This window comes from Streptomyces sp. SID5910, from assembly GCF_009862125.1.
Classification (GTDB): Bacteria; Actinomycetota; Actinomycetes; order Streptomycetales; family Streptomycetaceae; genus Streptomyces.
On sequence record NZ_WWHX01000029.1, the window covers coordinates 1 to 11,469 of the forward strand.

Annotated in this window: 10 protein-coding genes; 6 read left to right on the forward strand and 4 right to left on the reverse strand. The window is 69.3% G+C overall.

Features of this window, described 5'->3' with window-relative positions; genetic code table 11:
- The first annotated feature begins 167 nt into the window (after positions 1–167).
- The 3 genes from GTW67_RS01105 to GTW67_RS01115 all read left to right on the forward strand — a co-directional run bounded on the left by GTW67_RS01105 (position 168) and on the right by GTW67_RS01115 (position 1,715).
- Positions 168–566, forward strand: coding sequence for a BlaI/MecI/CopY family transcriptional regulator (locus tag GTW67_RS01105; RefSeq protein ID WP_161162915.1), 399 nt, complete (start codon positions 168–170; stop codon positions 564–566).
- A 9-nt stretch (positions 567–575) separates the two neighbouring features.
- Positions 576–1,085 carry an amino-acid N-acetyltransferase gene (locus tag GTW67_RS01110; RefSeq protein WP_161162916.1) on the forward strand — a complete coding sequence of 170 codons (510 nt, stop codon included), beginning with the start codon at positions 576–578 and terminating at the stop codon, positions 1,083–1,085.
- Positions 1,086–1,379: 294 nt separating this feature from the next.
- The gene (locus GTW67_RS01115; protein ID WP_161162917.1) at positions 1,380–1,715 is read left to right on the forward strand and encodes an Lsr2 dimerization domain-containing protein; all 336 of its coding nucleotides are present in this window, start codon (positions 1,380–1,382) and stop codon (positions 1,713–1,715) included.
- 80 nt (positions 1,716–1,795) lie between these two features.
- On the opposite strand, the gene GTW67_RS01120 is transcribed toward GTW67_RS01115, so the two are convergent.
- Complete coding sequence (locus tag GTW67_RS01120; protein WP_161162918.1) at positions 1,796–2,404, reverse strand: SCO3374 family protein; 609 nt, start codon at positions 2,402–2,404, stop codon at positions 1,796–1,798.
- A 430-nt stretch (positions 2,405–2,834) separates the two neighbouring features.
- On the opposite strand from GTW67_RS01120, the gene GTW67_RS01130 reads away from it, so the two are divergent.
- Positions 2,835–5,360, forward strand: a complete 2,526-nt coding sequence (locus tag GTW67_RS01130; RefSeq protein ID WP_161162920.1) for an ATP-dependent Clp protease ATP-binding subunit — start codon at positions 2,835–2,837, stop codon at positions 5,358–5,360.
- 84 nt (positions 5,361–5,444) lie between these two features.
- On the opposite strand, the gene GTW67_RS01135 is transcribed toward GTW67_RS01130, so the two are convergent.
- A complete protein-coding gene (locus GTW67_RS01135) occupies positions 5,445–8,414 on the reverse strand; it encodes an NACHT domain-containing protein (RefSeq protein WP_161162921.1) in 2,970 nt (989 codons plus the stop codon).
- A gap of 44 nt (positions 8,415–8,458) precedes the next feature.
- Positions 8,459–9,139, reverse strand: coding sequence for an HAD family acid phosphatase (locus GTW67_RS01140; protein ID WP_161162922.1), 681 nt, complete (start codon positions 9,137–9,139; stop codon positions 8,459–8,461).
- 556 nt (positions 9,140–9,695) lie between these two features.
- Between GTW67_RS01140 and GTW67_RS01145 the strand changes: the two genes are divergently transcribed.
- Positions 9,696–10,370, forward strand: coding sequence for a M23 family metallopeptidase (locus tag GTW67_RS01145; protein WP_161162923.1), 675 nt, complete (start codon positions 9,696–9,698; stop codon positions 10,368–10,370).
- 62 nt (positions 10,371–10,432) lie between these two features.
- On the opposite strand, the gene GTW67_RS01150 is transcribed toward GTW67_RS01145, so the two are convergent.
- Complete coding sequence (locus GTW67_RS01150) at positions 10,433–11,032, reverse strand: TetR/AcrR family transcriptional regulator (RefSeq protein ID WP_202436657.1); 600 nt, start codon at positions 11,030–11,032, stop codon at positions 10,433–10,435.
- 145 nt (positions 11,033–11,177) lie between these two features.
- On the opposite strand from GTW67_RS01150, the gene GTW67_RS01155 reads away from it, so the two are divergent.
- Positions 11,178–11,469, forward strand: a 292-nt coding sequence (locus GTW67_RS01155) for an MFS transporter (RefSeq protein ID WP_161162925.1), incomplete at its 3' end; no start/stop codon positions are given.

Sequence of the window (11,469 nt, forward strand, 5' to 3'; positions counted from 1 at the left end):
CCCCCCGCACGCACCCCGCGTACGGCTCCTCCGCGCACCCGCGCCGACGAGCCGTACGCCCTTTTTGTGCCCACTCGACCCCTCCCGCCCACAAAAGCCAGCGAATGCGCACGTCCGGCACGCGATCGCCCTGATTCCCCACTATTGTCGTGAGCGTGCCTCGCCCCTTGGGAGAACTCGAAGACGCGGTCATGACGCGGGTGTGGAAGTGGAACCGCCCGGTGACCGTTCGAGAAGTCCTGGAAGATCTCCAGCAGGAACGGTCGATCGCGTACACCACCGTCATGACCGTCCTGGACAATCTCCATCAGAAGGGCTGGGTCCGCCGCGAGGCGGAAGGCCGGGCCTATCGATATGAGGCGGTCTCCACCCGCGCCGCCTACGCCGCCGCGCTGATGAACGACGCGTGGTCCCAGAGCGACAACCCCGCCGCCGCTCTCATCGCCTTCTTCGGCATGATGAGCGAGGAACAGCGCCAGGCACTCAGGGACGCCATCCGCATCGTGCAGGGCCCGGAAACACCCGCCCCGGGCCCCGGCTCCGTCACGGACACCGGCGAGCGATAGCGTCCCCACATGTCAATTGCCATCACCGTCCGGCGGGCCCGCACCAGCGATGTCCCGTCCGTACGCCGGCTCCTCGACGAGTACGTCCGCGACCGCATCCTGCTCGACAAAGCGATGGTGACGCTTTACGAGAGCATCCAGGAGTTCTGGGTCGCGGAACGGGACGACAACGCCGAGGTGGTCGGCTGTGGCGCCCTGCACGTGATGTGGGAAGACCTCGCGGAAGTCCGCACTCTCGCCGTGAAGCCCGGCCTGAAGGGCGCCGGCGTCGGACATCGGCTGCTGGAGAAGTTGCTGGAGACCGCACGCCGGCTGGGTGTTCGCCGCGTTTTCTGTCTCACCTTCGAAGTGGACTTCTTCGGCAAGCACGGCTTCGTGGAGATCGGAGAGACGCCCGTGGACACGGATGTCTACGCCGAGCTGCTGCGTTCCTATGACGAGGGCGTGGCGGAGTTCCTCGGTCTCGAACGGGTGAAACCGAACACCCTGGGCAACAGCCGGATGCTTCTGCACCTGTGATCGGCCGCCAAGGCAGTCAAGAGCCGCCAAGAGACGACCGACCCGGAACCACAACCTCATCCGCAACTCATCGCCAGGTTTATTCCACCGCCGGACCGCGATCGGGTTCCCTATGTCCGAAACGCGTACCTTTCCGGGCCGCAGGCCGCTGCGGGTTCCCACCGGGGGTTTGTGTTTTTCCGGCAAAAGCGGTTTGCTTTCCGGCGTACTGCAGTACTGCATATAACAAGGGACGGCGATACGGCGGACGCCGGCGGACCTCCGACCCTCACGTTATCGATGAAAGGAAATCCGGTGGCACAGAAGGTTCAGGTCCTTCTTGTCGATGACCTCGACGGCGGCGAGGCGGACGAGACGGTGACGTTCGCGCTGGACGGCAAGACGTACGAGATCGATCTCACCACCGCCAATGCGGACAAGCTCCGTGGTCTTCTCGAGCCTTACGTGAAGGGTGGCCGCCGCACCGGGGGCCGCGCTTCGGGCGGCCGCGGAAAGGCGCGCGCTTCCTCGGGCGGCAGCCAGGACACCGCGGCGATCCGCGCGTGGGCGAAGGCGAACGGGCACGACGTCAACGACCGCGGCCGCGTCCCCGCCGCGATCCGCCAGGCGTACGAAGAGGCCAACGGCTGATCACGGCCCACGTCACCGCCCCGGCCCGCACACACCAGGCCCGCACACTCCGGGTCCGCACGCTCTCGGCCCGCATGCCCTCAGCGTCGCGCCCGGGAGAGCCGGAGCCGGTGGCACTGCGTCGCCAGCGTGTGCACCAGCCGTGCGAGATCGGGGGCGGTCCCGGCACCCCCCAGGGCCGACAGCGCCGGCAGCGAGGCCTCGGCCTCACCGCCCGCCCCAGGGGGCCGCAGCCACACGGCGGCCCCCTGCGAAGCGTCACGGCCCGGGGACGACGCCTCCCTGGGCGACGCCGGAAGCCCGCACTCCGGGGGCAGGGGCGCGTCCATCAGGCCGCCCGCGCCGACCGCCCGCAGGTCGAGCTCCAGGGAGCCCCACTCCAGCCAGTCCAGCAGCCCGGGCAGTTCGTCCGCGCCGCCCACGGCCACGAGCAGCAGCATCCGCTCGCCCCGCAACGCCACCGGAAAGTGCCCCGCCCGGTGTCGCAGCGCCGCGTGACCGGCCTCGGCCGGGATGTCGAGGACGTCGAAACGAACGCCCACGCGAAGCCGTACAGGGGCCCCGGGGGCCGTCGGCCAGCCGAGCCCGCCCTCGTACCACGACCGCACCCGCTCCCCCTCCGTCCCGCTCGCTTCGAGCGGCCGACGGGGGGACGGCACCGTGGGGGTCGTGGGCAGGACGCCAGCCATGCCAAGCGCAACCGCCGAAAAGGCGACCGGGTTACGCTGGGTGGTCAAGTGAATGCACCTGGTTCCGGAAAAGGAGGCGCGCGGGGGTGTGGGGAGGCGCAAGGTTGTTCGCCCGTAGCGGAGGGAACCGGTGCGCGCGGCATGGAGTGTCAGTCCCAGCGGGTAAGACATCCCTAGTGGGAGGGGGCGACACGCAGAATGGGCCGTCTCACGTTCGCCATCGGCGTACTGGCGAGCGGGGTAAGTGCCTGGCCTGCGGGAACATCGTCTCGCACCATCGGGTTGTGGCAGATGTCGGCGTCAGGGGTCAGGAGGCCATCGACGGTGTCGGCAGTTGGAATGAGCGGTCCCCGCTTGCGGGACTAAGCTGCGGAAGGACAGGGAGGGGAAGTTCCCCTTACTGCCTGACCGCTCTGAGGAGCGATTAACGATGTTCGAGAGGTTCACCGACCGCGCGCGGCGGGTTGTCGTCCTGGCTCAGGAAGAAGCCCGGATGCTCAACCACAACTACATCGGCACCGAGCACATCCTCCTGGGCCTGATCCACGAGGGTGAGGGTGTCGCCGCCAAGGCCCTTGAGAGCCTCGGGATTTCGCTCGAGGCGGTCCGCCAGCAGGTGGAGGAGATCATCGGGCAGGGCCAGCAGGCCCCGTCGGGTCACATTCCCTTCACCCCCCGTGCCAAGAAGGTCCTGGAGCTGTCGCTCCGCGAGGCCCTTCAGCTCGGTCACAACTACATCGGCACGGAGCACATCCTGCTCGGCCTGATCCGCGAGGGCGAGGGCGTCGCCGCCCAGGTCCTCGTCAAGCTGGGCGCAGATCTGAACCGGGTGCGGCAGCAGGTCATCCAGCTGCTCTCCGGTTACCAGGGCAAGGAGACCGCCACCGCCGGCGGGCCTGCCGAGGGCACCCCCTCGACGTCCCTGGTCCTCGACCAGTTCGGCCGGAACCTCACCCAGGCCGCTCGTGAGTCCAAGCTCGACCCGGTCATCGGGCGCGAGAAGGAGATCGAGCGGGTCATGCAGGTGCTGTCCCGCCGTACCAAGAACAACCCGGTGCTGATCGGTGAGCCCGGCGTCGGCAAGACCGCCGTCGTCGAGGGCCTCGCGCAGGCCATCGTCAAGGGCGAGGTGCCCGAGACCCTCAAGGACAAGCACCTCTACACCCTGGACCTCGGCGCACTGGTCGCCGGCTCCCGCTACCGCGGTGACTTCGAGGAGCGCCTGAAGAAGGTCCTCAAGGAGATCCGCACCCGCGGCGACATCATCCTGTTCATCGACGAGCTGCACACGCTGGTCGGTGCGGGTGCCGCCGAGGGCGCCATCGACGCCGCGAGCATCCTCAAGCCGATGCTGGCCCGTGGTGAGCTCCAGACCATCGGTGCGACCACGCTGGACGAGTACCGCAAGCACCTGGAGAAGGACGCGGCCCTCGAGCGCCGCTTCCAGCCGATCCAGGTCGCGGAGCCGTCGCTGCCGCACACGATCGAGATCCTCAAGGGCCTGCGCGACCGCTACGAGGCGCACCACCGCGTCTCCATCACGGACGAGGCACTGGTCCAGGCCGCCACCCTGGCCGACCGGTACATCTCCGACCGCTTCCTGCCGGACAAGGCGATCGACCTGATCGACGAGGCCGGTTCCCGGATGCGCATCCGCCGGATGACCGCGCCGCCGGACCTCCGCGAGTTCGACGAGAAGATCGCCGGCGTCCGCCGCGACAAGGAGTCCGCGATCGACTCGCAGGACTTCGAGAAGGCCGCCTCCCTGCGCGACAAGGAGAAGCAGCTCCTGGCCGCCAAGGCCAAGCGCGAGAAGGAGTGGAAGGCCGGCGACATGGACGTCGTCGCCGAGGTCGACGGCGAGCTGATCGCCGAGGTCCTCGCGACCGCCACCGGCATCCCGGTCTTCAAGCTCACGGAGGAGGAGTCCTCCCGCCTGCTGCGCATGGAGGACGAGCTCCACAAGCGGGTCATCGGCCAGAAGGACGCCGTCAAGGCGCTCTCGAAGGCGATCCGCCGTACGCGTGCCGGTCTGAAGGACCCGAAGCGTCCGGGTGGCTCGTTCATCTTCGCCGGCCCGTCCGGTGTCGGTAAGACCGAGCTGTCCAAGGCGCTCGCCGAGTTCCTCTTCGGTGACGAGGACGCGCTGATCTCCCTCGACATGTCGGAGTTCAGCGAGAAGCACACGGTCTCCCGCCTCTTCGGTTCGCCCCCCGGTTACGTGGGCTACGAGGAGGGCGGTCAGCTGACGGAGAAGGTGCGCCGCAAGCCGTTCTCGGTCGTCCTCTTCGACGAGGTCGAGAAGGCCCACCCGGACATCTTCAACTCGCTGCTGCAGATCCTGGAGGACGGTCGCCTGACCGACTCCCAGGGCCGGGTCGTGGACTTCAAGAACACGGTCATCATCATGACGACCAACCTCGGCACCCGGGACATCTCCAAGGGCTTCAACCTGGGCTTCGCCGCCGCGGGCGACACGAAGACCAACTACGAGCGCATGAAGAACAAGGTGTCGGACGAGCTCAAGCAGCACTTCCGCCCCGAGTTCCTCAACCGCGTCGACGACGTGGTCGTCTTCCCGCAGCTGACCCAGGACGACATCCTCGCGATCGTCGACCTGATGATCGGCAAGGTGGACGAGCGCCTGAAGGACCGGGACATGGGCATCGAGCTCTCCCAGTCCGCCAAGGAGCTGCTGTCCAAGAAGGGCTACGACCCGGTGCTGGGCGCGCGTCCGCTGCGTCGCACGATCCAGCGCGAGATCGAGGACTCGCTGTCGGAGAAGATCCTCTTCGGCGAGCTGCGTCCCGGTCACATCGTGGTCGTGGACACCGAGGGCGAGGGCGACGCCAAGACCTTCACCTTCCGGGGTGAGGAGAAGTCGGCGCTCCCCGACGTCCCGCCGATCGAGCAGGCGGCCGGCGGCGCGGGCCCGAACCTGAGCAAGGAGGCGTAGCCCTCCGGGGGTGAGCCTGTGAAGGGGCGGCCCCGGGACTCCGGTCCCGGGACCGCCCCTTTTTTCGTCCCGTTGCCCTGCTCGTCAGACGTGGTCCAGGAAGACCTCGGCGTCGGGGAAGAGGGCGGCGAAGACGTCGGCGTCGAGACGGGCATCGGAGGCGGTGCGGACGACGACTTCGCGTACCCCGGGCAGCGCGGCCAGGGTCGCGGAGTCCTTCTGGAGGAGTGAGTCGTTCAGACGCAGCGTTGTCAGGTGTGGCAGCTGCGAGATCTCCGTCCAGTCAGCCGCACTGATCGGGTCGGCGCGGTCCAGGCTGAGCCATTCCAGGGTGTCCCAGTGGGACAGACCCTGAAGACCGGTGTCCGCTGTGGTGTCACCGCCGAGATAGAGCTGCCGCAACGGTGCTGCCGTCGGGAGGGAGTCGGTCAGCCTGGTGCCGGGAAGCCGCTGCGCGAGGAAGAGCTGGGTGAGGGAGTCGAGCTCCTGCAGGCCGGTGAGATCGGGCGTATGGCCGATCGTGACCTCCTCGAGGCGCAGTGGTGCGAGCCGGCCGAGGCCCCGTGTAGACCTGCAGTGGTAGACGGCCAGGTGACGCAGGGCGTGGAAGCCCAGCAACTCACCGAGGTCGGTCACCTCGGGATTGTCCACGAAGCGCAGGTCCTCGACCGCGCCCGGTTCCGCCACGCACGCGAGGATGTCGTTCATGCCGTGGGCTCCCTGGAACTCGAGCCAGGGCCACGGCCGCATGTCCTGCAGGGCCGCGCGCTGTGCTCCGTTGACACAGGTCAGGTACAAGCCACTGCGGTCCAGGTGATCTAGGACCTCCGCCGCGTACTCCTGTGCCTCGAACCGTTCCCAGGTGCCCACCAACTGGCGCCGCACAGCCAGTGAGGGGTGCTCCCGGAACCGACGCAGCACAGCCAGGCTCCCCCCAGGCACCTGACCCGCGAGCAGCGAGGCCGTCACCGTCACCCCGTGGGCCTCCTCGTCCGTCAGGCGCTCCGGGCCCGGCAGCAGCTCCAGCACCAGGGGGCCCGCCTCGGCCAGTGTCTTCGCCTCCTCCTTCGAGCCGGGAGGGATCAGCGCCCCCGCGCGTGTCTCCACCTCCGCCCGCATCGCCGGGTCCAGCGCGGTGGCGTGTTCCAGGCAGGCCAGGGCCAGCAGGGTCAGCCGCGGGGTGTCCTGGGACAACAGCCGGCGCAGCAGCACCGCACGCTCGCCGGGGCGGGCGTGGGCGACCGCCATGCGGATGACGTCCTCCCACTGGGCGTCCTGGGCATGGCCGGCCAGGACATCCAGATGTCCCTCCTCCACCGCGTACCGGGCGCCCAGGTAGTCCTGGAAGGTGCGGTGGACGAATTCCAGCACCCCTTCCTCGGGCCGCCGGAGCAGCCCGCTGCGCAGCAGCAGGGTCCGCAGGACCGTCGCCGCGTCGCCCTGCCCCGCCGCCGAGGCGACCGACGGCAGGCAGCGCTCCACGATGCCCTCGGCCGTCTCCACTTCCATCTCCGTACGCCCGCTCAGCACAAGGGCGTAGGCGAGCCGTTGAAGCAGCTCCAACTGGGCCTCCTCGCCCAGCTCCAGTGCGTCCATGCCGCGCTCCCGGTCCCGGCGGGCCAGCAGCATGGTCAGGGCGGCGTCGTACAACTCCTTGCGGCCGGTGGGGAGATAACCGCGCCGCTCGCGGTGGAGGGCGCAGATCAGGCCGCACATCAGCGGGTTGGTGGCGAGGCGGGCCAGATCGCGCTTGGTGTGCAGGGCGTCCAGCAGCTTCGCCTCGTACTCGGGCGCCTGCGCCGCCGCGTGCCAGCGCCGTACGAACGTCGCGACGTCGGCCCGCCGCATCGGGGCCAGCGCCAGCTCCCGGAAGTCCTCGGCGGCCAGCCAGTCGGGGCGTACGGCGGAGGGGCGGGAGGTGAGCAGCCAGCGGTTGCCGGGGAAGGCGCGGATGAGGGCGAGGAGCCAGTCGCGGGTGCGGTGCCGGTCGGCGGCGGGGATCTCGTCCAGGCCGTCGACGAGGACCAGGCCCCGGCCGGCGCCGAGGACGCGCTCGGCCCAGCCCTCGGGCGGGGTGAGCGGGCAGCCCACGGCGGTGAGGAAGGCGACGGGCGAGGGCAGGGTGCCCGCGCGGATCAGCGTGCGCAGAGGGAGGACGAACGGGACGCGCGTGCCCTCCCGGGCCGCGGTCACCGCCAGCCACTGCACCAGCGTCGTCTTGCCGGATCCCGCGTCGCCGCGCAGCAGTACGCGGTCGTGGGTCGTGAGGGCGTCCTCGGCGGGGAGGCGTACGGCCACGGTGGTGCCGAGGTGGTCCTCGGGCAGGGCGGCGGGCCGTTCCTCGCCCGCGGTCGCCTCCAGGCTCAGGTACGCGACTTCGAGGGGCCAGCGGTCGGGGGAGTCGCGCAGGTCGAGGCCGTAGATGGTGAGGTGGTTGTGGCGCTCGGCCACGTACGCCAGGTAGCGGCGCTCGAACGCGGTGTCCCGGGTGCCCGGGCGCGGGGTGCGGGCGATCAGCTCGTCGACCTTGGCGATCAGTTCCGTCTGCGAGCGGGTCTGCTCCACCAGCGTCCGTGCGACGAACGTCGAGCGCCGGGTGAAGAACTCCAGGATGTGCAGGCAGGCCCACTCCGTCGCGGAGTCGAGGAAGTGGCCCGCGTCGGCCGACAGACCGGCACCCGCTCCCGGGGCGTGTCGCCGGAGCCGGGCGGCCAGCTCCCGGTGGCCCAGCCGGACCGCCTGGATGTCGTCCATGTCCAGCTCGCCGAGGGTGAGCAGACGGGCCGTCAGGGCGTCGGTGACGGCCTCCTCCTCGTCGGCCGGGAAGGGCGGCTCGCCGGGGGAGTCCAGGGCCGCCCCGACCAACCGGGCTGCGAGCCCGCGCACTTCACGGTCGCCGAGCGTGCGCTTCTCGCCGCGGAAGGAGACGAGGTCCGTCAGCCGGACCGGCTTGTCGACCAGCCCGGCTCCGGGACCGCCGCTCACGAACAGCTTCTTCACCAGCGGGGCGACCAGACTGGACGCCAACTTCCCGCCGAGCACCGCCGGTTCCATGTGCCACCCCCGTGGTCGGTCGACGGGGGGAGCCTATCGGGGGGTCAGGACAACTGGCCGTCGTAGTCCGGCAGCTTGAAGGCCTTCTCGGCGTGGCCGCCCGACAGGTCGGTGGGGGTGTTGCCGATGTTGGCGATGATCGTGTAGCCCTTCGACTCGATGCGGGCGCGCTGCGCGGTCTTGTACTCGGCCACGTCGCGGAACAGGTCGAGGAAGCCGCGGACGTAGAGGCCGGAGGACTCGTAGCCGGCGTGGTCGAGGTTCCACTCGGTGGGCGCCGCGACGATGCCCGGCCGGGCGGTCACGAAGAAGAGGGCGACGCCGTGCTCCTGCGCGTACCGGGCGGCCTCCAGGACGGGGCGGTTGGCGGGCTGCGGGTAGCTGAAGCCGAAGTCGGTCTCCAGGGAGGTGTTGTCGATGTCGAGGACGACGGCCTGCTTCTCGCCGGGGGCGGCGTCGGCGATCCGCTCCTTCAGATACGGCAGGGCCTGGTCCATCACCGCCCGGACGTCCCGCTGCCAGGTGGCGTAGTCGACGTCGGCGGCGGCCGCGGTGGCCGCGGTGGCCGCCCCGGCTGTCGTGGCGGGGGCCGTGGCGGGGGCGGCGCCGGCCGGGGTGACGGCCATGGTGAGCGCGGCCGCGGTGACGGCGGCGGTGCCGAGGACCCGCCTCCGGGTCCGGTCGGCCCGGCCGTCCTGTCTGGTCTGTCCGTTCTGTTCGGTCATGGGGGGTGGGGTCCTCTCATGCCTGCGCGGATGCCTGACGGCACCAAAATTGACGCGTGCATGTTCGCCCGGACAAGTGGCGGGACGGCAACGATTGGGTTACCGGCGAGTAGTGGCAGGTGACGGGCCCATTTCGTGTGGCCTCGGCCACGATCCGGGGGGTCTGAACGGCCTTGTGCGAGGGGTGCGTTAACCGGGAACGGAGTAGCCCGGGTCACATCCACCGGCCTCTCGATCATGGTCCCCGGTGATGTGCCGCACAGGCGATTTGCCCGGTACTACGCGGAATAGTCGACGCCGCAAGAACTACGAAAACGGACAGATCACCCCGGAGTGCCGGGCTGTATGCAGGGCTCTGAGCTGGTTTTGTCCGGAATGGCGGGTCTGTCAAGAGTCGGGAAGTTTCGCGGTGAAGTACTAGTTGGGGTCGTAGGTCACACCTTTGTGCGGTTACGACCCGGCGGGTTACCAATGTGGAGCCCGCCCGGTGAGTGCCTGTGCATCCGCCAGCACCCACGGAGGGGCGTTCCTGTGTTCCCGTCCCCATGAGGTTCGAATGTTCTCGCGTGTCACGTCCCCCCGCTCCCCCCGTACGACCAACGTCCGCACCCGCGCCGCCGTGATGGCCGCCGGCCTCGGAGCCTCGGTCGCACTGGGAGCAGGGGTCGCGGCCGCCAGCGGCACCACGGCGGCGTCCGGTACCTCCACCGTCGCCAACGCCGTCGAGGCCCAGGCCGCGGCGCAGGCGAAGGCGGCGAAGGCCGAGAAGGCCGCCGCGAGCGCCAAGAAGGCCACCGCCAAGAAGAAGGCGGCCTCCTGGATCGACCCGGTCAAGAAGTACGAGCTCAGCGCCAAGTTCGCTCAGAACGGTGGCATGTGGGCCCACAAGCACAGCGGCCAGGACTTCGCCGTGCCGATCGGCACCAACGTCATGGCCGCCCACGGCGGCACCGTGGTCAAGGCCGGCGGCAACGGCGCCGGTGACGGCCCCGCCTACGGCAACGCCATCGTCATCAAGCACGGCAACGGCACGTACTCCCAGTACGCCCACCTGTCGCGGATCGACGTGAAGATCGGCCAGGTCGTGAAGACCGGCCAGCACATCGCCAAGTCCGGCAACACCGGTAACTCCAGCGGTCCGCACCTGCACTTCGAGATCCGCACGACCCCGAACTACGGCTCCGCCGTCGACCCGGTCGCCTTCCTGCACGCCCACGGCGTGACCATCTGATCCTGACGGGACGCGGCCGGCCGGTCGGGGCCCTCACGCCCTGACCGGCGGAAGGTGGCCGGTCAGGAGCCCCCGGCTCCCCGGTGCGCCTGGACCACCAGGTCGGTGGCGACCTCGAGCACGGCCTCGCGCCTCTTCTCGGGGTCGCCCTCCATGTCCTGGAGGACGAACATCCCGGCGTGCAACGTGAACATCGCACTGACACAGCGGACCTGGTCGACCAGGTCCGCTTCCGGGTCTATGAGGATGTCCCGCAGCCCCAGCATGCGGGTCTTGAACATCTCCCCGATGCGCAGCTCCCGGATCGCGGCCTGGTTCTCCTGCATGAAGCGGAAGAGCGGGGACGCGCCCGACAGCACCTCGCTGTAGCGGCGGACGATCTCCTGCTTGGTCTCCAGGGTGTGCGGCTGGAGCCGGCCCCACTCGATCAGGTCCTCGATCGGCCGCGTGAGGTCCTCGAAGATGCTGACGAGGATCTCTTCCTTGGTCTTGAAGTGGTAGTACAGCGCTGCCTTGGTGACGTCCAGGCGCTCGGCGATCTCGCGGAGCGAGGTCTTCTCGTACCCCTGCTCGGCGAAGAGTTCGAGTGCCACGTCCTGGATGCGCTGGCGGGTGTCCCCGCGGCGCCGCTGCTGCTTGGTGCTGTCCATCGTGCCGCCCATCCTCCTACGCACCTCCCACTCCGCGCACGTTCCGGAAAACTTACTTGACGCCCGGCTAGTTACGCGTCTACCTTCCCTAGTGTAGTCAACTTGCCGGGCGGCAAGTAAGTAGCGGATGCGCAGTGGTAGCTGGGGAGTGGCAGCGATGGCGGACACACCGACGGGCAAGGCCGTCGACACCGACGGCGGGAAACAGCCGAAGAGCGTGCGGGTGGTCCTGCTCGCGCTCATGATCGCGATGATGCTCGCGATGCTGGACAACATGATCATCGGCACGGCGATGCCGACCATCGTCGGCGAGCTGGGCGGCCTGGAACACCTGTCGTGGGTGGTGACCGCCTACACCCTCGCCACCGCCGCGTCCACGCCCCTCTGGGGCAAGATCGGCGACATGTACGGGCGCAAGGGCTCGTTCATGTCCTCCATCGTGATCTTCA

Coding starts and splice junctions, on each gene's coding strand:
- GTW67_RS01110 (WP_161162916.1), top strand. CDS start 576: ATGTCAATTGCCATCACCGTCCGGCGGGCCCGCACCAGCGATGTCCCG.
- GTW67_RS01120 (WP_161162918.1), bottom strand. CDS start 2,404: ATGGCTGGCGTCCTGCCCACGACCCCCACGGTGCCGTCCCCCCGTCGG.
- GTW67_RS01130 (WP_161162920.1), top strand. CDS start 2,835: ATGTTCGAGAGGTTCACCGACCGCGCGCGGCGGGTTGTCGTCCTGGCT.
- GTW67_RS01135 (WP_161162921.1), bottom strand. CDS start 8,414: ATGGAACCGGCGGTGCTCGGCGGGAAGTTGGCGTCCAGTCTGGTCGCC.
- GTW67_RS01140 (WP_161162922.1), bottom strand. CDS start 9,139: ATGACCGAACAGAACGGACAGACCAGACAGGACGGCCGGGCCGACCGG.
- GTW67_RS01145 (WP_161162923.1), top strand. CDS start 9,696: ATGTTCTCGCGTGTCACGTCCCCCCGCTCCCCCCGTACGACCAACGTC.
- GTW67_RS01150 (WP_202436657.1), bottom strand. CDS start 11,032: ATGGGCGGCACGATGGACAGCACCAAGCAGCAGCGGCGCCGCGGGGAC.